Genomic DNA, 21,813 nt, shown 5'->3' with positions numbered 1-21,813 from the left:
ATGGTCTACCTGAACGACATACTTTATTGTGCGGAATCGCAGAGCCGCTTCCGTGTTATCCACCTTGATTTCAGCGAAAACCAAGCGTGGTTGTTTCAACTGACTGGCGACAATTGTTTACCGAAGCTGGCACTGCTGGATGAATTAATAGACGTCATCGAAAGCAGGCAATTTGTTGTAGAACAATGCCATTCCGCTCCCATTACCCTTCAGCCTTCAGAGGCAGCGAAAAAAGCCCGGAACAGCGCACACGAGCTTATCAAGCCATTGGTGGCGACCACTGACATCCTGATTCCCCGGCTGCGCAATACGCTCATCAATCAGCGCGCCAGTGAAACAGGCACCTCGCCCCGCACCCTGTTGAAACATTTGCGGGCATGGTGGTTGAACGGGCAATGCCCGGATGCGTTACTGCCGGCGTTCAACAAACGTGGTAGCACCTCAGGGAGCACAGCCAACCGCGGCCGCCCCCCGAAATATGCAGACCGCCCAATTTTTCAGGTCACAGCTGACGACCTTGCGTGCTTCAAGACTGTAATTGACGGAGTCTATCTAAAGGGCGAAGTTTCGACGCTAGCGGGAGCGTACCAAAAGCTGCGTGAACGGTATTACTCCCGGACGGATAGTGAGGGACGCCCAGTTTTGCTGCCCGATGGCGAGGCACCGACCTATATGCAGTTTCGGCGAGCTTTTTTTGCCGCATATCCGCAAGCGATAGTGATTCGCAAAAAGAAGGGGGATTCCGAATACGAGCTGAATAGTCGGCCCGTTTTGGGTAGCTTGTACGCGGAAACGTACACCGTCGGCGATATCTTTGAAATCGATTCCACCATTGCAGACGTCTTCCTTGTTTCCAGCAAAAACCGGGCACGGATTATTGGAAAGCCGACGCTTTACCTGATTGTCGACCGGAAAAGTTGGTTAATTACTGGGTTTTACGTTGGCTTCGAGTCCGCATCATGGCCCGCTGCCATGCAAGCCATTCTGTCGATATCTGAAGACAAGGAAAGGCTATGCAAGCGCTACGGTGTGCCTTATGACCCAAACGACTGGCCAGCCCACGGAGTATTCCCAAAAGAGTTCGTAGCTGACCGCGGCGGCGAGATGCTCTCGAAAGACAGTACGGCATTGTGTGACGGCCTGGCGGTCAATGTCCGCAACTTGCCCAAACGGCGCGCAGACCACAAGCCCTTTGTCGAATGCTCATTCAAACTGATTCATCAGCCAATCTCACAAGTTATACCTGGTTATGAACCGCCGTGTAACGTTACAAAACGGCAAGGAAAACATTACGAGCAGGACGCGGCCCTGACGCTCGATGAGTTCATACAAACCATCCTGCGGGTCATCATCAGGCACAACCGTAGCGTGCGTACTGTCGACCGACTCAGCGCTGAGCAGGTTCTTGACGGTGATTTTCTGCCTATCCCTATTGACGTGTGGAACCGCGAAATTCGGCAGCGTGCTGGCGCGCTGTCGCGCATTGGCGAAGAGCGAGTCAGGTTTGCGTTGTTGCCTAAAACCCAGGCTACGGTGACCCACGAAGGCATACGACTCGGTGAGTGCTACTACGGATGCCCAGAGGCAATGGACAGGGGGTGGTACGACATTGCAAGAAGAAGCGGCACATACGATGTGCCGGTCTCCTTTGACCTTCGTCTGATGGACGACATCTACATCCACGATACCCAAAGCCCTACCGGCTACGTCACCGCAACGCTGCTAGATAAATGTAGGGATTTTCGTGGTCTATCGAAGGCTGAAGCAGATGCGATTGCTTTCTTTCGTAAACGTCTTGAGAACGAACGTCAGATGGTTAATCGTCAAACAACGTTTGAGTTCAACCAGGCCGTTGAACCACTGGCGCAGAAAGCATTAGCGGAGGCCAAGGCTGCTTCAAAGGGCAAGAGTCGGAAAGCACGTAAGAAGGACATCGTTCAGGACCGGACTGATGAGTTACGCCGTGAGCGTCAGTCCCGTGGTGCTGCTGCACCTTCAACAGCCCCCATCACTGCAACGGTCATCCCGCTACCCGTTTCAACCTGCAACATCACTACTTCGAGCGACACCCCAGAGGCTCGGCGCCAACAAAAACTCATGGACTTGATAAATGGAAACTAGTCACTTGGCACCGGCCTACGCGACAGCAGTCTATTCAGAGCAACGCATTCCTCAATACCAAGGCAACCCGTTAATTGCGGCACTGCCTCCCATCGGCACCGAAGAAGAGGTCATGAATCGGCTCTTCAGTCTGCCGTATTTTGCTCCCGAGCAACGCAACTGGACTGATGCCGAGCGCATTCAGATGATTGCTCAGCTTGCGAGTTTCATGCTTCCCATGAGCCGCCATGTCCAGCTCGCGTACGCTTTGGACGCGATGATGCGCCAAGGCTACATCGGAAGGGTCCCACACTCTGTCCAGTCCTCTGCCATATTCCGGAAACTCTACGAGCAACAGACACATGGCAGGACGTTCCCAACTACCGGCGAAATTACCGCCCAGTTGTCTTCCTCGTTAATAGGGGTATCAGGTATGGGCAAAACCACGACCATCAAAAGGCTGTTTGCCGGCATTCCTCCGGTTATCCACCACCCCGATTTCGGTATCTACCAGATTCCTTACCTGCACATCGAAATGCCGTTCGACGGCGCAAGTTTGAAAGGCTTGGCGCATTCGATATTCCGAAAAGTTGACCTACTCTTGCCAGAAGCAAACTATTCAGAACAGTATGCAAAAGGGTCACACACGGGCACAGAAACTCTGATGAACCAAGCAGCCCGCGTTATTCACATGCACTCGGTTGGCCTCTTGGTAGTCGATGAAACACAAAACATTGAAAACTCTCCCGTGAATCGCAAGGGTCTGATGACCCTGCTGGTCTCAGCCTCAAATGAGCTCGGCGTACCCATCCTGTTCGTAGGCACCAGCGGCGCTCGTGAACTGCTGACTGATTCTTTCCGACAGGCACGTCGCTCGAGCGGCTTTGGCGTCCCTACTTGGGAAAGCCTAACCCGTGGGAAAGATGACAAGCAAGGAGAGTGGGAGCTGTTTGCACAGACGCTACTCAAGTTCCAATGGCTCAAAAAACCTGTTGAGACTACCCCGTTCCTTATCGACCTGCTCTATCACCACTCGCAAGGCATTATTGACGTCGCCATCAAGCTAGTAGCGGTTAGCCAAGTTCGAGCAATTATGGATGGCTCGGAAACCATTACTGGGCAACTCGTCGAAAGCGTGGCAAAAAATGAACTCAGCATGCTCGCTCCGATGATTGATGCACTACGAAGCGGTAATCTCGAAGCCTTGCAACGCTTTAGAGATATTAAACCGCTCTCCTTGACAGAGATTTTGCGTCAGACTGAGCTGCAATATGCCGGACGCAAAGTTGCCGGTGTCACTGCCAAGGCTGGTGGGTCGGATTTCAACAGAATGGTTTCGACTGCGCTTGAAACGCTGGGCTTTTCTTCGGAACAAGCGGACGAGCTTACGGAGAGAGCGGCAGACGCGGGGGCAGCAAATGCACTAGAAGCTGTGCAAGTTACGCTATCGACAACCACCAGTGGCAAACGGTCAAGGACCTCTAGTGGCAGGAAGGACAAGACCGCTGCGGGGGGTACCAAGGTTGCATTGCTCAACCTTCGTCCCGGGGATTACCGGAATGCGTTTGATAGGCCCGATGGCGGCACTATATTTGAACGCCTCGGGACACTCGGAATGCTCCCTGACCTTGAAGCACTATTCCCGGCGTAGCGAGTGCCATCCGGTTGTCCAGGTTTTACTATTTACCGAGGCCATACCCCGATGAGCTAATTGGAAGTGTGCTCATCAGGGCGGCCAGGCATCGGGGCCAACCCATCAAGCGCTTTGCCCATCAACTGGCTGGAACAATGAGCTCTCAGTGGCCGTTGTTCCTGTCATCGCATCTGGCCGTCCTCGCCAAGGCCATGAGTTTGACGTCATTGGGCCTGCTTTATGACCATACTGTATTTCCGTACTCGACGGCACGCATGGGTCCCTTCGAAACCAAACGCTTGGCCGAAAACGTCATCGAACTAAGAGGGAAAAGCCTCACCGTATTGGTCCAGTCTGCGTCCGTAGGCAGAGGCATACCGCGATATTGCCAAGCATGTATTGATGATGACCTGAGCCACTACGGCGAGTCATATTGGCGTCGGAGGCATAACTTACCATTTATCCAACGTTGCAGTATTCATGGGGAGTTGTTGCTAGCACTACCGGTAAAGAAGCACTCGGCGGCAATAGCAGTCACCCGGCTACCAGAGGAATGTGATGGCCTCGTAGTCAAAGAATTGCTGCCAGACCCAACCGCATCGGTGTTGATGGCCTTGAGTATTGGCTGCCTTGAAGCGATGGATAGGAGAGAGGAACTGGAGTGGCGCCAGGAATATCGGCAATTGGCGGAGCGAAAGGGATATCCCCGGCAGGGATGCGGCTTCTCAAGCTTGAGCGTGCTCACAGCATTCAGGCAGTTTTATGGAGAAGAGTTGCTGGACAGTGCAGGCCTGAATTTTCTACCGACAGAGACAAACGCATGGCCCATCATGCTCTTGCGAAGCGGATATGAGGTTGCTGCGACGACGGCAAGACATCTTCTGGTCCAGACCTTTCTCGAACACTCTGACGTCCCCATCCCGATGCAAATGACAGCACCGGGAAGGAAGCGTCGGGATATTGCCTTGGAGGATAAACTCCTGGCTCGGGAGGTCCGCAGGGTGATTGCCAAACTGCCTGCCGGCACCCGAATTTCGGTAACGGAACTGCTCGTACGTGCGGGGGGTTGGGCTGTATTCAGACACAACCGTAAGGCAATGCCGAGAACCAACCAAGTAGTACAGGACTTCCGAATTACCAATTTTTCTGAGAGACAGGTCGGCAGGCGCCCCTACTGGAGGAAACGCTTGGGACTGGAAAAATAAGCCAACTAGCTCGCAAACTTGGGAACAGGTGTCTGCCTCGGAATAATGGGTAGCGATAGGGACGACATGTTCCGCACACCATGTAGCCTCCTTGACGGCTGTACCAAACTACGGAAGTACCCCAAGGCTGCCTAGCCCCTGGTCTACCAACCAAGCAACTCCTTGCAGCGTTGCATCACCCACCCCTTCTCTGGTATCGAAATATCCCATCGCCCAGAGCGAATATGCGATGTCACCCCCTGTTCGGTACGCTGCAGAATCAACTCTTTCGTCCACCCGGGATTCTCGGAGCCTTTGCGCCGACAATAATCTGAGAGTTGGATGGCTAGGTCATCACATATCAGATAACGCTCCAGCCGCTCTTCCTCAGTCTCTCCCACAACATAACGCCCCTCAATGAGTCGGGCGGCAAACTTCGGCTGGGCACCGGCAACTGAACCTATACCGTCTCCATGAGGAAAATCCTCGGGCACTGACTTGATTGACGTATCAGACATATAAATTAAGCATCCCCATTAACACTCCTTGTTGTCCTTCCCGCTGTCCTACATCTGAATCAAACGGCTCACAGTCAAGTATTTTTGGCCGCTACCTATATATCCCAGCTCAAACTCTGGGATATACGAATGCAATGCATCGAACGCCTGTCCTATTCCTCAGGCACCTACCAAATTCATGCCCGTGACTTGCAAGGCCAACTTAGTCAGCACCCCATCACGTCGCTACCTACCCTTCTCTGCGATGATGATGCCGGCGATAGGCAACTCAATTGCAAAGGTCAAACGTCACTCCAGACCTGGGTTCCCCTGACCGCTGATGAGCTGACAGCCATGCTCAAGACGCTGGGGTTCAGCCCTCTGGGCAATGGCCCGCTGTTCGGTCAGTCGGTCTATCGCTTTTCCGAAGGAAAACAGACATTCCTGATACCAATCGGGGTGCTCATATGCGCGCTATTCAGACCATTTTCGGGAATATCACGCTACCTCCTGGCACCCCAAGGCTTGGACAACTTCATCCTGCCATCCGATAACTCCAGCAAGCCGAAAATACTGTTCTACGAGAGCGCTCGCGGCAATACCGGCCTGCAGCCGGACAAGGCCGAGGGAATTCTCAACAGCCTGTCATGGATGTATTGCTTTCCCTCTGCCCGTCAAGCCTGGAATAGCGTCCTCGAATACGCTCGCCAAGGTCGGCTGGATATGAACCTCCCCATCGGTAACTTTTCCTTCACCGGCCGAGGCGTCCGCACCGACAACAAAATTCTCATTACCGAACTCCAAATCAAAATTCTGGAAACGACTGAAGAGCCATTACCTGCCTACTCCCAACACACCAAGGTCATCGAATTTCAACGTATCCTCCACAGCGAACATCGCATGACCGGATGCCCCAAAATCGAGAGTGCGCTGCCCAAAAGCACAAATGAAGACAGCTACAGCCTGACTGATGATGAATGGCTATACCTGCAGCCATTCATCGAGCGAGTTAGCCAGATTCCAAGGCTGTTCTCCCTCAGACAGGTTATCGACGGAATACTGGCTAAACTAGGCCATGGTCTTCCCTGGGCGGATGTCCCAGGCCTTCCATTTAGCAATTCATTACTGCCCCGGACCTACAGCCGAATGCAAAAGGATGGCCGGTGGCAAATATTGATGAGCCACCTTCAACAAAGCCGTGATTACCCCTAACCAGCCGACTTAAGCACTGCCCCCTCTGAATAACCCCTCCGGTATCCAAGGGCATAGTTCAGGTAGTCCGGCCACAGATAGCCTCCAATTCAAACGGATGAAGATGCCGCCAAAAATCGGCAGAAATCGATTGTGCCCATAGAATTTTTGGAGAAGTACAAAGCAACATTTCTCCATATTTTGAGGCAATCCATGTGCGTTAAGTCATCAGTAAAGAAAACCCTCTGGCATTACTCTCCTGGTACGTATGTACCGAAAATATTTGAGTCGGGGTTGCTCAAACCCTCAAATGCGGGAGCCTCAACTGAAAGGCCGGTACTCTGGTTCTCAGAAAACCAGGTCTGGGAACCTACTGCAGGGAAGCTACTTGTAAATAAGTATGGTCAGGCTGTTAGGTCTATGGGTTTTACTGAACAAGTTGAGCGAAGTGGTTGCGTCCGCTATGGGATTGATTCAAACGACATTCGCCTTCTGGGCTGGAAAGCTGCAGCAGGACAAGCGGGAATGTCACGCGATGTCCGCCGTGAGCTCGAGAAAAAGGGTAAATCACTGGGAGCAAATCCGATGCATTGGTGGGGGACACTGTTTTCGATTGAAATTGACGAACTGTGTTTTGAGTATTGGAATGGGGTAGCGTGGATATGATGGGCTTGGGCTTGGAACGGCTGTGCTTCAGGCTACCGAACGCAGGGTCTCTATTGAATGTTTGAGACTTTGCCTCAAATTCTGGATAGCACTAAACAGCGTTACTGCCAGTAGCAATGCGACACCGGTAGTAACGCTTGCCTAAGCACCTCACTGATTCGGCAACCAGATAACTCATCTTGAATATCCGGGAAATCAAAGTAACGGGCCAGACTCAGCGTATGATTTGCGCATTATTAACAGAACAAACCTGCGCTATGGTATCTCCTAGGCTCATCGCAAAAATTGAATCCGAAGAACCCACCCTCCGACTGGCCGTACTCATAGATGCTGACAACGCTCAAGCCGCTGTCATTGAAGGAATCCTGGCTGAGATAGCTCGCTTTGGCGAGGCAACAGTAAAGCGGATATATGGTGACTTTACGTCGCCGAACAGTGCATCCTGGAAAAAGGTCCTCCAGAAGTACGCCATCAAACCGGTACAACAATTCGCCTACACCACTGGCAAAAATGCGACCGACAGCACACTTATCATTGACGCAATGGACCTGTTGTACACACGTAAATTTGATGGTTTCTGCCTTGTCACCAGCGACAGCGACTTTACGGGCTTGGCCACCCGTATTCGGGAAGAAGGACTAACAGTCCTGGGGTTTGGTGAGCAAAAGACCCCGGATGCCTTCAGGAACGCTTGCCATAAGTTCATCCTGACTGAGGTACTACGCCCCACCGTGAACGAGGTCGACAAACCCTCTTCAAGTGCAAAAGCCGAATCCACCGCTGCTGCCCCCGCCAAGGCGGCGGAGCCTTCTAGACCGGAGCCGGAGTTTCCTCGTCAGTTCGTACTCGATGCCTTGGAACAGTCGTCGGATGAGAACGGCTGGGCTCACCTCGGAACCTTTGGCAGCTACCTGACCAAGCTGCAGCCAGACTTCGATTCGCGGGTCTACGGTTTCAAAAAGCTCTCGGACTTGGTCAAAGCCAAGACCAACCTTTTTGTGACGGAAGAGCGAACGCCCCCAGGGCAGACGCTGAAGCAACTCTACATTCGGGCACGGTAATCAAGAAAATCCGGAGAAGCTGCCAGCGCAAATCCTAGGCCCGACCGTTCTCAATGAATCCTTTGATGTCCAAGTCTGCCCTCGGTTCAGCGTCTTGCATAAAGGCGTGCATCTCTGTTACCGCCGCATCAGCATCAACCTGTTCGGGGCTGGCAGTAGAGGCTGCTCGTCGCAACGTATTGAGCTCTGCGCGTGCAGAGTCGCGCATGGCTTCTCGCGTCGGTGCAGTCGCAGTGTCCTCGAATAGGTACTCAATCTCGAGTGACCTAGTTTCCATCGTATTGACAGCGTAGTCGAGCCACGACGCGTGGCCGGTTGGTGGAGGCAGTACCATCGGCGAGGTCTCTTGTGGGGAAGGGAGAAGGTAAAGTCTCAATAGCCCCCCAATACAGAGCACCGGGTCGCCATTGAATGCTTGAGACTGTGCCGCATTTATTGGATAGCACAAAACAGCGTTACCGCAAGTAGCAATGCGATGCCGGTAGTAACGCTTGCCATAGGAATGGTCACCATGGCGTCAGCGCAACCAAATTTTTAAATCGCAAAATAGCTAATGGATTCACCACTGCATGTTTCATTTTTAAATGCCATCCGACTACCATGGCAGGCGCTAATAGAAACAAGGGATTAGCTGATTAGCCAGCGCAACTTATATTTTTAAAGCACCACCTGGATCGCCTTCTGGTCGCCGACCGCCAGCGCCACCAGGATGCCTGTCCAAGGATAGTCTTCGGCCGGCAGCATCTCGTTGAACGAGGCGCGGACCGCGTAACGTAGCCGTTCGATGACGTAGCCCGCTTGCCAACTCATCACACTCAGACGCTCCGGCGGATTCGGTCGGACATAGCCGGTCGCCCGGATATTGCGTTCGAGCAGCCAGGCTTCGTAATCGAAAGCACCGGGGTTGGCGTTGCCGTGCGGCCGTTTCAGGCGCACCGTGAACCGCCAACGCTCGCCAGGGCGCACCGACAGGCGTGCCAAATCTTCTTGATCGCGGTTGCCCTGATAATAGGAGAGCATGATGCGCGGCGGCACCGCTATGTCTGCGGTCAACGTCTTTTCCAGGGCAAATTCGAAGCGCGTGCCGTGGCTGAAGTCCTGCGGCAGGCCGGCAACGACGCCGACGATCTCGATATCTCGCCCCTCCCAATCCGTCGCCAGTTGATCAGCCAAGCGGAGTTCGGCCCGCCAGCTCGCCCAGGCCAGGCCGAGCGCCAAGCAGGCAAGGATCGCCAGCCCCCGCGTCACTGCATGTGGTTTGAACAGGCGGGGTAGCAGCAGCACGCCGCCAGCCAGCGCCCAGGGCCACCAGACGGGCAAAGCCGCCTGCATCTGCAGGCAAAGTACTCCGCTGGCAAAGGCGAGAATATTCAGGCGCATCCTGCAATAATAGAGGCGAGACCATGCGCAAGCACCTGAAAAAATTCCTGCCCAGTCACGACAGCATCCACCGCAATCGCTGGTTGCGGCCGTTCGCTTCGTCGCTGCTGCATCCGCGCCTGTGGCACCTGAACCGCCATTCGGCGGCTGGCGCGGTGGCGGCCGGGCTGGCCTGCGGTCTGATCCCCGGGCCCTTGCAGATGATCGGCGCCGCCGCCTGCGCCCTGCTCTTTCGCGTCAATCTGCCGCTGGCACTGCTGGTGACGCTGTACACCAACCCCTTCACCATCGTCCCACTCTACCTGCTGGCCTATCAGCTGGGCCGATTGGCGATTGGCGACGGCAACGGCTTCATCGCCCCGCCGGGTTTCAGCGCCACCCAGTTCGTGGCCTGGACAGAAGCCATGCAGGGCTGGATGTTGCTCGTTGCCAAGCCGCTCGGCATCGGCCTGATCATCCTCGCCGCCGGCCTGGCGGTGGCCGGTTACTTCGCCGTCAAGGCGGCCTGGCGGATTTACCTGCTGGCCGCCTGGCGGCGGCGCAAACTCAGGTCCTGAAGCGGGCGACTTCCCTGCTCAGGGTTTCGGCCAGTTGCCGCAGCTCGCCGGCCGTCTCCGCATTGCCGTAGGCGGCCGCATTGTTCTCTTCAGCCATCTGGGCAATCCGCTCGACGTTCTGGGCAATTTCGGTACTCGCCGTCGCCTGTTCGCGCAAGGCGACGGAGATTTCGGAAACGGCATTCAGCACATTGCGCGACTGGCTCTGCACCTGGCCGATCGCCGTCCCGGCCAACTGGGCCTGTTCGACGCCGTTGGCCACCCGTTCGACGCCGCGCTTCATGCTGCTGACGGCGGTAGCGGTACCGGACTGGATGGAAGTGATCATGCCGGAAATTTCCTGCGTGGACTTGGCTGTGCGTTCGGCCAGCTTGCGCACCTCGTCGGCGACCACGGCGAAACCGCGGCCGGATTCGCCAGCCCGCGCCGCTTCGATGGCGGCATTCAGCGCCAGCAGATTGGTCTGATCGGCAATGTCCTTGATGGTGCCGACAATTGCCGAAATCTGGTCGGACTGCTGACCCAGCGCCTCGACGGCGGCGGCTGACTCATTGACGGTATCGGCAATGCCGCGAATTTCGCTGACCACGCTCTGCACGATATTGCCGCCTTGCGCCGCCACCTCGTCCGACTCACGCGAATAGTCCTGCGCATCCTGCGCATTCTTGGCGATGTGATCGACGCCGACCGTCATTTCCTCGACCGAGGCCGCCATGCTGGAGGCCGAATCGCTCTGCAAACCGGTACTGGCCGAAATCTGCTGACTCGACGAAGCCAGTTGTTCGGCCGCCTGGCGCAAACGCTGGACGTCGCTCTGAATCCGGCCAAGCAGCTTGCGGAAAGCGTGCGCCATGTCGTTGAAATCCTTACCGGCGGCATGCAGCTCGTCGGCCCCCTCGCTGATGAACTCGACGGTCATGTCACCCTCGGCCAGACGACGTGCCCCCTTCGAGAAGTTATCGACGCTGCCGATCACCGAGTAATAGGTGCCGATCCCGAGATAGCCAACGATCGACATGACGACAAAGGCAAGGCCGACCTGGAAGCTCAGAATCCGCTGCGCGCTGGCCTTGCGTTCCTCCAGCTGCTTTTCGAACTGCGGAATCAGGGTCTCGAACATCATCTTGTAACCAAGATCGATCAGTTGCGTGGTCTGCGCAAAGTATTCCTGCGGCGGCGTCGCAAACTTTTCGCTCAGGATGTCTTCATGGACCAGGGCAAATATTTTCTCCGCTCCAGCCGCGAATTCCTTGCTCGGCCCCGACAAGGCTCCCTGCAAGGTCGGGGCATAGCGCACCACCTTCTCCAGATTGGTGTTCTGGGCCTGCAGGGTCGCCGCCATCTGGGCCACCACCGACGAAATATCGATCCGCATCTGCGGCGCCAGCTCCTTCTTGCTCAGCACGCCGGTGCCGCGGGCCCGGGTAATGCCCAGCGGCTCCAACATGGCCGGCATCTTGGTGACCACGGTATCCATGAAATAATAGGTATCCATCACCGGATCGAGCGTCAATTGGCTCTCGTCGGCAATATCGACCATGAAGGCCTGGACCTTGGCGATCATCGCCGAATGGCGCTTGATGCTCTCCGCCGCCGTCCAACTCAGGCCCTGGCTACGGATCGCTTCCCAATCCTGGCGGATGGCTTTCCAGGCGCCAGACTCACGCAGGCGCGGCGAAAGCGCTGTATCGGTAACCGCAACGATGTCGATCACCTCTTTTTCCTTGTCGGCCCGCTTCGGCTTCATCGCCTCATTGCCACTCAGCACACCGGAGGAGAGACCACGGTGTTGCTGCATGTACTGCGCCATGCGATTGACCGGCTTCAGCATCTGCAGCCCGATCAGTTCCTGCTGCGCCGTCTCGATGTCGCGGTTCAGGTTGGTGTACACGGTATAGAGCAGAACCAGCATCACCAGCCCGACAGCGGTACCCAGCAACAGGAACTTTTTGGTGTAACGCAGACGGTTCATCAGGGCGACCGCCGGGGCAAATAGTGCTTGCATTTCTTATCTCCTCATCAAGCCATTTCTCGGCTGATCTATCTGGCAATTCGTTTCAACTCAAGCAAATGCCGACAAGATGCATTTGCAATTTACTCTTTACTTATTCGAAAAGCATCCCGTCATTCAGGCGCAGGACCCGGTCGGCCTTGGCGGCGAGGCGCTCGTCGTGGGTAACCATGACCAGACTGGCCTGCTGCAGACGTACCCGCTCGATCAGCAGGTCGAACACGATATATGCGCTCTGACTATCCAGGTTGCCGGTTGGTTCATCAGCCAGCAAGCACGAAGGTTCGCTGACCAGCGCCCGGGCAATCGCTGCCCGTTGCCGCTCGCCGCCGGACAGTTCGCCCGGCCGATGTTCCAGACGATGACCGAGCCCGACTGCGCCGAGCATTTCCGCCGCCTTGGCCAGCGCCTGCTGCCGTTCGACGCGGCGAATCAGCAGCGGCATGGCGACATTTTCCAGCGCCGAAAACTCGGGCAGCAAATGGTGGAACTGATAGACGAAGCCGAGATGCCGGTTACGCCAATCGCCGCGGTCGACCTCGCCCAAAGACGAAAAATCCCGACCCATCAGTTTGACGCTACCGGAGGACGGCGTATCCAGCCCCCCCATCAAATGCAGCAGCGTGCTTTTGCCCGAACCGGAAGCACCGACCACGGCGACCGTCTCACCAGCCTGAATGGCCAGGCTGACATCGGACAACACCGCCACGTCCAGGCCATCACCGCGAAAAACCTTGCCCAGGCCGCTCGCCTGCAGAATCGGGTCACTCATAGCGCAGCGCCTCCGCCGGATTGACGCGCGAAGCGCGCCAACTGGGATAGAGCGTAGCCAGCAGGGCGAGCACGAAGGCGATCAACGTGACCCCCCAGACATCGCTCCACTGCAGGTCGGACGGCAGGTCGGAAATGTAATAGACCTCTTTGGACAGGAAATGGACACCCAGCAATTTCTCAATAAATGGCACGACGACATCGATGTTCAGCGCCAGCGCGACACCGCCGACGATGCCGAGACCGAGGCCAATGAAGCCGACCAGCGCGCCCTGCACGACGAAAATCGCCATGATCGACAGCGGCCGCGCGCCCAGCGTGCGCAGGATGGCGATATCGGCCTGCTTGTCGGTCACCGCCATGACCAGCGTCGAGACGAGATTGAATGCTGCCACCGCGACAATCAGCGACAGAATGATAAACATCATATTTTTCTCAATTTGCACCGCCCGGAAGAAATTGGCGTGGCTCTTCGTCCAGTCGTTCAGGTAGGCATCGGCATTGACGTAGCGGGCCAGTTCGCGGGCGATGCGCGGCGCCTGGAACAAGTCGTCGACCTTGAGGCGGACGCCGGTCACCCGGTCCTCCATCTGGTACAGCTTCTGCGCATCCTGCAGATTGATCAGGGCCAGGCCGCTGTCGTACTCGTACATGCCGACCTCGAAAATACCGACGACGCGGAAGGATTTCAGGCGCGGCACGACACCGGCCGGCGTCACCGTGCCCTGCGGCGCGATCAACGTCACCTTGTCGCCGGTAAAGACGCGCAGCGAGCGAGCCAGGTCGGCGCCGAGCACGACGCCGAATTCGCCCGGCCGCAAATCGTCGAGGCTGCCGCTCTTGATGGTCTGCCGAAAATCGGCGACACGGTCTTCCTGCTCGGGCAGGATGCCGCGCACCAGTGCGCCCTTGACCCCGCCATCGACGGTAAACATCGCCTGTGACTGGACGAATGGCGCCGCCGCCCGCACTTCCGGATGCTGCATCGCCTGCTCGGCCAGCGACGGCCAGTCGGCCAGTTCGCCATTGATGCCGGTGATCTGGATATGGGAAGCGACGCCGAGGATGCGCGTGCGCAATTCCTTTTGAAAACCGTTCATCACCGAGAGGACGACGATCAGCGCCGCGACGCCGAGCCCGATGCCGAGCATGGAAATCAATGAAATGAAGGAGATAAAGTGATTTCGGCGTTTGGCGCGGGTGTAGCGCAAACCGATCAGCAGTTCGTAAGGCAGGGCCATGCGGCTCGGGGATTCGTGAAAAGTCGCTATGGTACACTCAAGCGCTTCCCCGACGTCTGCTGGCCTGGATTCCTGTGCACCTCACCTTGCTTGTTCCAGAACTGATCTGGCCCGAACCCGCCGACCAATTCACCCTCGGCAAGCTCAGCGCCCCCGGCCTTGAATGGCTGCTCGCCCACGGCAACCTGCAACGCCGGCCGCGCCGCCCCTTCGAAAACGTGCTGGCCGACTGCTTCGGCCTCGCCACCCCGCCCTTCGGCGCCCTCCGCCTGCTCGGCGAAGGCTGCCCGGAAGCCCGAACCGGCCACTGGCTCTGCGCCGACCCGGTGCATCTGCGCTTTCATCACGAACGCATCATCCTGGCCGACGCCGGCGCCTTCGATCTCGACGAGGCCGAAGCGCACAGCCTGGCCGCTTCTCTGAATGGTGAATTTGCCGATATCGGCGAATTTCACGTGATCAGCGCCCGCCGCTGGTATCTCAAGCTCAATGCTGCGGTCGACCACCCGGTGGCGCCGATTTCCGCCGTTGCCGGCCGCCGGGTCGATGGCGACCTGAACGGCAACGCCCTGCCGCTGACCCGCTGGCTGAACGAAGTGCAGATGTTCCTGCACGGCCACCCGGTCAACGAACAACGCCAGCGCGAAGGCAAACCGGCCATCAACAGCCTGTGGCTGTGGGGCGGCGGCGCCCTGCCCAGCCCGGCCCGACCGGCCTTCTCCGGCCTGTGGAGCGACAACCCGCTGGCTGCCGGCCTGGCCCTGGCCAGCGACATCCCGCTGCATGACCGCCCGCCCAGCCTCGCCGCCTTGCTGCCGGAAGCCGGCCCGGCCCCGCTGCTCATCCTCGACCAGTTGCTGCCGCGCGTCCTCTATGAAGATGGCGAAGGCTGGCGCAGCGCCCTGGAACAACTGGAAGCCGACTGGTTCGCGCCGCTCAAAAAAGCCCTCGGCAGCAAGGTCGACCGCATCAGGCTGATCGCGCCGACCGTTTATGGCGAACTGCAATGCACCGTGACCGGCGGTGAACGCTGGAAATTCTGGAAAAAAACCGAGGCCCTCCCCGCCCTCGCCACCCGCCTCGCCGAGCAAGCCACCCAATGACCAACATCGTCACCCGCAGCAGCCCGCCGCGCACCGTCTGGCAACTCGAACAACAAGGCCTGCACCCCCTGCTCGCCCGCCTCTATGCGGCGCGCGGCGTCACCGACAAGGCCGAACTCGACTACGAACTGAAGTCTCTGCTGCCGCCTGCCGCGCTGACCAATACCGATCAGGCCGCCCACATCCTGGCCGATGCCATCGAGGCCGAAGCCCGCCTGCTGATCATCGGCGATTACGACTGCGACGGCGCCACCGCCACCGCCGTCGGCATGCGCGCCCTGAAGTCGCTCGGCGCCGACGTCAATTTCCTGGTTCCCGACCGCTTCAAGTTCGGCTACGGCCTGTCGCCGGAAATCGTCGAACTGGCCGCCGAACAATCGCCCGACCTTATCATCACCGTCGATAACGGCATCGCCAGCCTGGAGGGCGTCGCCCGCGCCCGCGAACTGGGCATCGCGACGCTGATCACCGACCATCACCTGCCGGCGGCGACGCTCCCGGACGCCGACTGCATCGTCAATCCGAACCAGCCGGGCTGCGAATTTCCATCCAAATGCATTGCCGGCGTCGGCGTCATGTTCTACGTCGCCCTGGCGCTGCGTGCCGAACTTCGCGAACGCGGCTACTTCGCTGACCACCCGGAACCCAATTTCGCCGACCTGCTCGACCTCGTCGCGCTTGGCACCGTCGCCGACGTCGTCAAGCTCGACCGCAACAACCGCATCCTGGTCAGCCAGGGCCTCAAGCGCATGCGCGCCGGCCGCCTGCAACCGGGCATCGCCGCCCTGTTCAAGGCCACCAGCCGCGACCCGAAACGCGCCTCGGCCTTCGATCTCGGCTTCCTGATCGGGCCCCGCCTGAATGCCGCCGGCCGCCTGGCCGACATGCGGCTCGGCATCGAATGCCTGATCACCGACGACCCCGGCCGCGCCCTGCAGATCGCCCAGGAACTCGACACCCTGAACCGCACCCGCCGCGAAATCGAATCCGGCATGCAGGATCAGGCGCTGATCCTGCTCGAAGCGATGGACGTCAACGACCCCGCCCCCGGCATCGTGCTGTTCGACCCGGAATGGCACGAAGGCGTCATCGGCATTCTCGCCTCGCGGATCAAGGAAAAGCTGCACCGGCCGGTCTTCGCCTTTGCCCGCAGCGAAGGCGGCATCGTCAAGGGTTCCGGCCGGTCGATACCCGGCCTGCACCTGCGCGACGCCCTCGACCTCGTCGCCAAGCGCGCCCCCGGCCTGCTGCTGCGCTTCGGCGGCCACGCCATGGCGGCCGGCGCGACGCTGAAGGAAGAAAACTTCACGCGCTTTGCCGCCCTGTTCGCCGAAATCGCCGGCGAACTGCTTGCCCCGGCCGACCTGACCCGGACGCTGGAAACCGACGGCGCGCTGGAGGGCGGCTATATCTCGCTCGAAATCGCCCGCCTGCTCGAAAACGAAGTCTGGGGCCAGGGTTTCCCGGCGCCGCTGTTCGTCGATGAATTCGACGTCGAGCAACAGCGCGTCCTCAAGGACAAGCACCTCAAGCTACGCCTGAAAAAAGGCAACGCCCGCATCGATGCCATCCAGTTCAATTTCAGCACCCAGCCCGGCAACCGCACCCGCGCCGCCTACCGGCTGTCGATCAACGAATATATGGGCGTCGAATCGCCGCAGTTGATGATCGAGTACCTCGAGTAGAGGAAGTTCTTTAGCCCGGCTTGCCGCGCTGCTGGGCGCCGGCGATCTCGGCCGGCGGCAACGGGCGGCTGAAGTAATAGCCCTGCACCTCGTCGCAGCCGAAGCGACGCAGCATTTCGACCTGCTCGGCAGTTTCGGCGCCTTCGGCGATGACGCGCAGACCGAGCTTGCCGGCGACCGCGATGATCGCTTCGACAATCGCCGCGTTATTGGCGTCAACCGTCAGATCGCTGACAAAGCTCTGGTCGACCTTGAGTTTGTCGAGCGGCAAGCGCTTCAGGTAGGAAAAACTGGAATACCCGGTACCGAAGTCGTCGATCGCCAGCTTGACGCCCATCGCCCGAAAATCCTCCAGCACGGCGATGGCCCGCTCGGCATCGGCCAAGAGCATGCTCTCGGTGATTTCCAGTTCGAGCCGAGCAGCGGGCAGCCCGCTATCGGCCAAGGCCTGGCGGACGATGGCGACGATCTCCGGATCGGCCAGTTGCACCGCCGACAGATTGACCGCAACGATGAAGAGCGGCAAACCGGCGCCCTGCCAGGCCACGGCCTGGCGGCAGGCTTCGTTGAGCACCCATTCACCGAGCGGCTTGATCAGGCCGGTTTCCTCGGCCAGCGGGATAAAGCGGGCCGGTGAAATGAGGCCTTCGACGGGATCCTGCCAGCGCACCAGCGCCTCGACGCCAACCATCCGGCCCGAGCTCAGTTCGTATTGCGGCTGGTAATGAAGCAGCAAACGCCTTTCGGCAATGGCCTTGCGCAGGCGGCTTTCGAGCGTGACGCGTTCGGCGACGCGGGCGTTCATCTCTGGCTTGAAGAAACAGTAAGCGTTGCGGCCGGCCGACTTGGCGGCATAGAGCGCAACGTCGGCATTGCGCAGCAGGTGGTCGATATTGTTTCCATCGTCGGGATAGAGACTGATGCCGATACTGGCGGTGACCAGCAACTCGCGGTCATCGATGGTGAACGGCTGCCTGACGGCATCGAGCACCCGTTGCGCGATCTGGGCCAGTGCATTGACGCTATGCCAGTCGACGACCAGGATGGCGAACTCGTCGCCGCCCTGGCGGGCAATCAGGTCTTTGTCGAACACGGTCTTCTTCAGCCGCCCGGCCAGTTCGCGCAGCAGTTGGTCGCCAATCGCGTGGCCCAACGTGTCGTTGATGTGCTTGAAGTGATCCAGATCGAGCAGCAGCAGGGCGATCCGGTTCTCCCTGCCGGCCGCGCCGGCCAGCGTCTGGGCAATGTTTTCCGAGAGCAGCAGGCGATTCGGCAGATCGGTCAGCGCGTCGTGCTCGGCCAGGTAGTCGGCACGCGCTTCGGCTTCCTTGCGCGGCGTCACGTCGCGAGCGAAGCCGGCAACGCCGATCACCCGCCCGGCAGCATCGTGCAGCGGCGCGTGGACATATTCGTAGGTACGGCGCCGGCCGTCGGCGTGAGTCTGCTCGCCGACGCCTTGATGTTCGGCATTGGCCGCGATCACTTCACTGTCCTGACGCCGGTAGAGGGCAGCATGGCGGGCCGGCCAGACTTCTTCGAGCGTCCGGCCGATCACTGCCGCGCGTAATTGGCCGCAAAAGGCCAGGTAAGCGTCGTTGACCATCAGGAAACGGCCAGTGCAGTCGCGCAGCCAGGCCGGATCGGGAATGCTGTCGAGCAGCGTGCGGGCCCGCCGCTCGGAATCGAGATACGCCGTTTCCATCGCATCGCCAAAACGCAGGGCCAGCCGGTAATTGCGCTGCCAGGCCCAGAGCAGAGCCGCGAGAACCAGCCCGAGCAGCAGCGTGGAGACCCCATAGACCTTCGCCTTGACGTACCACTCCCGCAGAATATCCGGCTCGCTACGCCCGACCAGAATGCTCAGCGGCAAGCCCTCGACCTTACGCAGCGCGAAATGGCGCTCGACGCCATCGAGCGGCGATACGGCCTGGTAATCGGCCGCAGTCTGACCACTGGCCAGCACGCTTTCAAAATAGGTCGCGGCGAGTTTTTTGCCCAGTTGATCTGGGGCGGCCGGCTTGCGGGCCACCAGGCGAATTTGGTCGTCGTAAAGAGCGACGACGTCGCCCTGATTTTTCAGCATCTGAGAAAACAGGGTCTCGAACTGGCTGGCATTGATCGCTGCCTGCACGTGGCCGACGAAACCGCCATCCGGCGAGGCCAGCCGACGGCTGAGGGTGATTACCCAGTTCTTCGTGATGCGGGCGAAGATCGGCTCGGAGAGCACCAGGCCTGCAGCCGGATCGGCACGCAGGCGGTGAAAGTAGTCGCGGTCGAACACTGTGGCGCTGGACAGCTTGCCACTGGCATCGAAGATGAAAGAACCCTGAGCATTGCCGACGCGCAAGCTTTGCGAATCCGGCATGCTGCGCAAATGGGCGGCCAGTTCGTCGTTCACCTGCCCAGTCGGCCAGCCAGCCCAGAGCGGATATTGGCGGGCCACGGTACTGAGCACGATGTCGATCTTGCCGAGGCGATCGCCGACATGGGTCGCCAGCAGCTCGGCCTGGGTGGCAATTTCGTGCTTGGCACGCTCGATCTCGTGGCGGCGCGACGAGACCAGTTCCAGTCCGAGCATGGCCACGAAGGCCAACAAGGTCAGGGCGGCCGCCAGCGCATGGAGATAAGGCGCCGACGAAATTCCGCGCTGGAGGGTCATCGCCCGCTGTTAGCCGAGTTTTTGGACATCCGGGGATCTTAACAGCCGATGCCCTGCTTGGGCAGCCAGAGCGGATATATAAGGCATATCAGCAATCACTGGCCGAGCGCATTTTCGGCCATTTTCCGGCGTGGACCGCAGGCATCCGGAAAGCCGGTTCAACCCCCAACCCCTGCAACAAATCAACAAAATCGACAAATTTAATTATGCAAATTAGATATTGAACGTTCTGTCGATTTTTTTTACACGCTCTCATATTTAGCAAAATCAAATACGACAAACAATCGAATAAAGTTCTGAATTCATTGAATTTCCAAAAACGTGGCACGGCACGTGCGTTAGTTAAGCCGAAACGTACCCGAACTGGAAAAATCATGAAAAAAACTCTGATTGCAACACTGAGCACATTGGGCCTGGGTCTCGGCGCAGGCAGCGCCAGTGCATTGACGGTCGACCTGTCGTATCCGTATCTCACCTACGGCAATGCAAACTCCTACTCGATGCCGGTTTCAGCCTATTACTACGATCAGGCCAACGGTGGCGGCACCGGCCCGGGCAACCCCTACTACATTCCTTCCGGCCCCGGCCAGATCATGAACAGCCTGGTCCTCTACACCGGCTCGGGTGGTCAGAATGTCACGACCAACGGCATCGGCTTCGACAATGCCTACGAAACCCCGAACGGTTCATCGCCCGTTTTTGCCAATTTCGCCGGCACCGGCGCGACGCAGCCGAACGCGGCAGGCAAGGACATCGTCAATAATTCGACCACGACCTGGGATGCCAATCTGTCGTATCTGAAGACATTCCTGAATGGCGACTCGGCTCTCTTCCTGTTCAACAACAACGACACCAACGCCGATCAGAGCCTGGCAATCTGGGCCAAGATGTGGATCACCAATGGCGCAAATAGCATCTACAACGGCCAGTATCTTTACCTGACCAATCGCGGATTGGCCTATGGAGCAGGCGGCGTACCTTTCGGTGATGCCACCACCTACAATGGCGGCAACGTCACCTCCCCGCTGACCGGTTACGGTAGCAGCGACTACGTCCTCTCCGGCGGTCAACTGAACGCCAATGGCGAAACCTTCAACCACAATCTTGGCGCCAACCAGGTTGCCTATGCGGCCGACATACCCCTGCTAAACATGTGGCTGAATACCTTGTTCTCATTGAGCGATGCCGCCCTCAGCCAATACACGCTGCACCTCGACGTTCGGCTGGGCTGCGACACGCCGAGCAACTGGGTGTCCGGTGTCGATAACCAGGGCAATCCGGTCACCTGCACCAACGTCAAGATCGACAACGGATACGAGCAACTGTTCCTGGTGGCCAACGACTGGACCAATCGCGTACCGGAACCGGAAAGCCTCGTTCTGCTCGGCATCGGCTTGCTCGGCCTGAGCGCTGTCGGTCGCCGCCGCGAGCGCACCGCCAAGATATAAAAACAAGAAGCTCCTGCTTGCGGCTTCGCGATCACCCGCCAGGGTGCGCGAGGCCGCTTTTTATTGTGCCTCACCCGGCCAGCAGGCTTGCAACTTCGGCATGGATGTTGCTCAACTCCGCTATCAACCAGGGAGAACAACATGGCCAGCAAATCTATCCAGATCAAAGAATCGGCAGAGGAATGGCAACTTGCGTTACCACCCACGCTCGACTTTGCTGCGGCGCGTCAATTACTCAAGCAAATCCGCGACTTCCCCCCCGTTCAGGCGCCGACCGGGCTGTGCCTGGATTTTTCGCAAACGAGGCAGATCGATACCGCCGGCCTCGGCAGCCTGCTGTTGGTCGGTGAACATTTTGGTGCGAAAACCAAAATCCGGCTGACCGGAGCCACAGAGATGGTGCGCGAACTGCTCGACGTATCGGGCATCGAGCAACGCCTGACGGGGCAGGACGCAGGTGCCAGCACAAGCAATCTCCGCATCTGCGCGGTCTGCCGCAAACCGGAAAAAAGCAACTGTGGCGCGACGCTCGGTGAAGCCCGGAACTGTCCGCGGGCCGGCCATCGCCAGGCACAGGCGGGCCGCTCGGCTGGCGTACGCATACTTGGCGCCTGAGCGCGACTGCC

General features: G+C 58.5%; 16 protein-coding genes. 11 read left to right on the top strand and 5 right to left on the bottom strand.

What is annotated here, in order from left to right; genetic code table 11:
- The 6 genes from GH663_RS04405 to GH663_RS04380 all read left to right on the top strand — a co-directional run bounded on the left by GH663_RS04405 (position 1) and on the right by GH663_RS04380 (position 8,332).
- Positions 1-2,121, top strand: coding sequence for a TnsB C-terminal domain-containing protein (locus GH663_RS04405; RefSeq protein ID WP_153130471.1), 2,121 nt, complete (start codon positions 1-3; stop codon positions 2,119-2,121).
- Complete coding sequence (locus tag GH663_RS04400) at positions 2,111-3,751, top strand: AAA family ATPase (RefSeq protein ID WP_153130470.1); 1,641 nt, start codon at positions 2,111-2,113, stop codon at positions 3,749-3,751. Before GH663_RS04405 ends, GH663_RS04400 begins: the two co-directional genes overlap by 11 nt.
- Before the next feature lie 14 nt (positions 3,752-3,765).
- Positions 3,766-4,938 carry a TnsD family Tn7-like transposition protein gene (locus GH663_RS04395; protein WP_281349776.1) on the top strand — a complete coding sequence of 391 codons (1,173 nt, stop codon included), beginning with the start codon at positions 3,766-3,768 and terminating at the stop codon, positions 4,936-4,938.
- Between the two features lie 626 nt (positions 4,939-5,564).
- Complete coding sequence (locus GH663_RS04390; RefSeq protein WP_153130468.1) at positions 5,565-6,626, top strand: transposase; 1,062 nt, start codon at positions 5,565-5,567, stop codon at positions 6,624-6,626.
- A gap of 132 nt (positions 6,627-6,758) precedes the next feature.
- A complete protein-coding gene (locus tag GH663_RS04385; protein ID WP_153130467.1) occupies positions 6,759-7,271 on the top strand; it encodes a hypothetical protein in 513 nt (170 codons plus the stop codon).
- A gap of 179 nt (positions 7,272-7,450) precedes the next feature.
- The gene (locus tag GH663_RS04380) at positions 7,451-8,332 is read left to right on the top strand and encodes an NYN domain-containing protein (RefSeq protein WP_246181494.1); all 882 of its coding nucleotides are present in this window, start codon (positions 7,451-7,453) and stop codon (positions 8,330-8,332) included.
- A gap of 657 nt (positions 8,333-8,989) precedes the next feature.
- On the opposite strand, the gene GH663_RS04375 is transcribed toward GH663_RS04380, so the two are convergent.
- Positions 8,990-9,712 carry a ComEC/Rec2 family competence protein gene (locus tag GH663_RS04375; RefSeq protein ID WP_153130466.1) on the bottom strand — a complete coding sequence of 241 codons (723 nt, stop codon included), beginning with the start codon at positions 9,710-9,712 and terminating at the stop codon, positions 8,990-8,992.
- A gap of 23 nt (positions 9,713-9,735) precedes the next feature.
- Between GH663_RS04375 and GH663_RS04370 the strand changes: the two genes are divergently transcribed.
- On the top strand, positions 9,736-10,269 hold the full coding sequence (locus tag GH663_RS04370) for a DUF2062 domain-containing protein (RefSeq protein ID WP_153130465.1): 534 nt from the start codon (positions 9,736-9,738) through the stop codon (positions 10,267-10,269).
- Here the strand turns inward: GH663_RS04370 and GH663_RS04365 are convergent.
- The 3 genes from GH663_RS04365 to GH663_RS04355 all read right to left on the bottom strand — a co-directional run bounded on the left by GH663_RS04365 (position 10,259) and on the right by GH663_RS04355 (position 14,292).
- Positions 10,259-12,274 (bottom strand): methyl-accepting chemotaxis protein, encoded by a 2,016-nt coding sequence (locus GH663_RS04365; RefSeq protein ID WP_153130464.1) that lies wholly within the window; start codon positions 12,272-12,274, stop codon positions 10,259-10,261. The genes GH663_RS04370 and GH663_RS04365 overlap by 11 nt on opposite strands.
- Before the next feature lie 100 nt (positions 12,275-12,374).
- Positions 12,375-13,052: a lipoprotein-releasing ABC transporter ATP-binding protein LolD gene (gene lolD, locus GH663_RS04360; protein ID WP_153130463.1), complete on the bottom strand. Its 678-nt coding sequence runs from the start codon at positions 13,050-13,052 to the stop codon at positions 12,375-12,377.
- A complete protein-coding gene (locus GH663_RS04355) occupies positions 13,045-14,292 on the bottom strand; it encodes a lipoprotein-releasing ABC transporter permease subunit (protein WP_211371057.1) in 1,248 nt (415 codons plus the stop codon). Before GH663_RS04355 ends, lolD begins: the two co-directional genes overlap by 8 nt.
- 74 nt (positions 14,293-14,366) lie before the next feature.
- Between GH663_RS04355 and GH663_RS04350 the strand changes: the two genes are divergently transcribed.
- Positions 14,367-15,395 (top strand): hypothetical protein, encoded by a 1,029-nt coding sequence (locus GH663_RS04350; RefSeq protein ID WP_153130462.1) that lies wholly within the window; start codon positions 14,367-14,369, stop codon positions 15,393-15,395.
- The gene (recJ, locus tag GH663_RS04345; RefSeq protein ID WP_153130461.1) at positions 15,392-17,080 is read left to right on the top strand and encodes a single-stranded-DNA-specific exonuclease RecJ; all 1,689 of its coding nucleotides are present in this window, start codon (positions 15,392-15,394) and stop codon (positions 17,078-17,080) included. Before GH663_RS04350 ends, recJ begins: the two co-directional genes overlap by 4 nt.
- A 10-nt stretch (positions 17,081-17,090) precedes the next feature.
- On the opposite strand, the gene GH663_RS04340 is transcribed toward recJ, so the two are convergent.
- Complete coding sequence (locus tag GH663_RS04340) at positions 17,091-19,739, bottom strand: bifunctional diguanylate cyclase/phosphodiesterase (RefSeq protein ID WP_153130460.1); 2,649 nt, start codon at positions 19,737-19,739, stop codon at positions 17,091-17,093.
- 374 nt (positions 19,740-20,113) lie between these two features.
- Between GH663_RS04340 and GH663_RS04335 the strand changes: the two genes are divergently transcribed.
- Positions 20,114-21,187 (top strand): PEP-CTERM sorting domain-containing protein, encoded by a 1,074-nt coding sequence (locus GH663_RS04335; RefSeq protein WP_153130459.1) that lies wholly within the window; start codon positions 20,114-20,116, stop codon positions 21,185-21,187.
- A 141-nt stretch (positions 21,188-21,328) separates the two neighbouring features.
- Positions 21,329-21,802 (top strand): STAS domain-containing protein, encoded by a 474-nt coding sequence (locus GH663_RS04330; RefSeq protein WP_153130458.1) that lies wholly within the window; start codon positions 21,329-21,331, stop codon positions 21,800-21,802.
- Positions 21,803-21,813 lie beyond the last annotated feature (11 nt).

Source organism: Dechloromonas hortensis, from assembly GCF_009469765.1.
In the GTDB taxonomy this organism is placed as follows: Bacteria; Pseudomonadota; Gammaproteobacteria; order Burkholderiales; family Rhodocyclaceae; genus Azonexus; species Azonexus hortensis.
Note: the sequence above shows the minus strand (reverse complement) of the source record. Positions and strands in the feature narration are given on the sequence as shown.

Excerpts from the sequence above, each read along its gene's own strand:
- GH663_RS04390 (WP_153130468.1), top strand. The coding sequence starts at position 5,565 with ATGCAATGCATCGAACGCCTGTCCTATTCCTCAGGCACCTACCAAATT.
- GH663_RS04405 (WP_153130471.1), top strand. The coding sequence starts at position 1 with ATGGTCTACCTGAACGACATACTTTATTGTGCGGAATCGCAGAGCCGC.
- GH663_RS04370 (WP_153130465.1), top strand. The coding sequence starts at position 9,736 with ATGCGCAAGCACCTGAAAAAATTCCTGCCCAGTCACGACAGCATCCAC.
- GH663_RS04400 (WP_153130470.1), top strand. The coding sequence starts at position 2,111 with ATGGAAACTAGTCACTTGGCACCGGCCTACGCGACAGCAGTCTATTCA.
- lolD (WP_153130463.1), bottom strand. The coding sequence starts at position 13,052 with ATGAGTGACCCGATTCTGCAGGCGAGCGGCCTGGGCAAGGTTTTTCGC.
- GH663_RS04355 (WP_211371057.1), bottom strand. The coding sequence starts at position 14,292 with ATGGCCCTGCCTTACGAACTGCTGATCGGTTTGCGCTACACCCGCGCC.
- GH663_RS04340 (WP_153130460.1), bottom strand. The coding sequence starts at position 19,739 with ATGACCCTCCAGCGCGGAATTTCGTCGGCGCCTTATCTCCATGCGCTG.
- GH663_RS04335 (WP_153130459.1), top strand. The coding sequence starts at position 20,114 with ATGAAAAAAACTCTGATTGCAACACTGAGCACATTGGGCCTGGGTCTC.
- GH663_RS04375 (WP_153130466.1), bottom strand. The coding sequence starts at position 9,712 with ATGCGCCTGAATATTCTCGCCTTTGCCAGCGGAGTACTTTGCCTGCAG.
- GH663_RS04330 (WP_153130458.1), top strand. The coding sequence starts at position 21,329 with ATGGCCAGCAAATCTATCCAGATCAAAGAATCGGCAGAGGAATGGCAA.
- recJ (WP_153130461.1), top strand. The coding sequence starts at position 15,392 with ATGACCAACATCGTCACCCGCAGCAGCCCGCCGCGCACCGTCTGGCAA.
- GH663_RS04365 (WP_153130464.1), bottom strand. The coding sequence starts at position 12,274 with ATGCAAGCACTATTTGCCCCGGCGGTCGCCCTGATGAACCGTCTGCGT.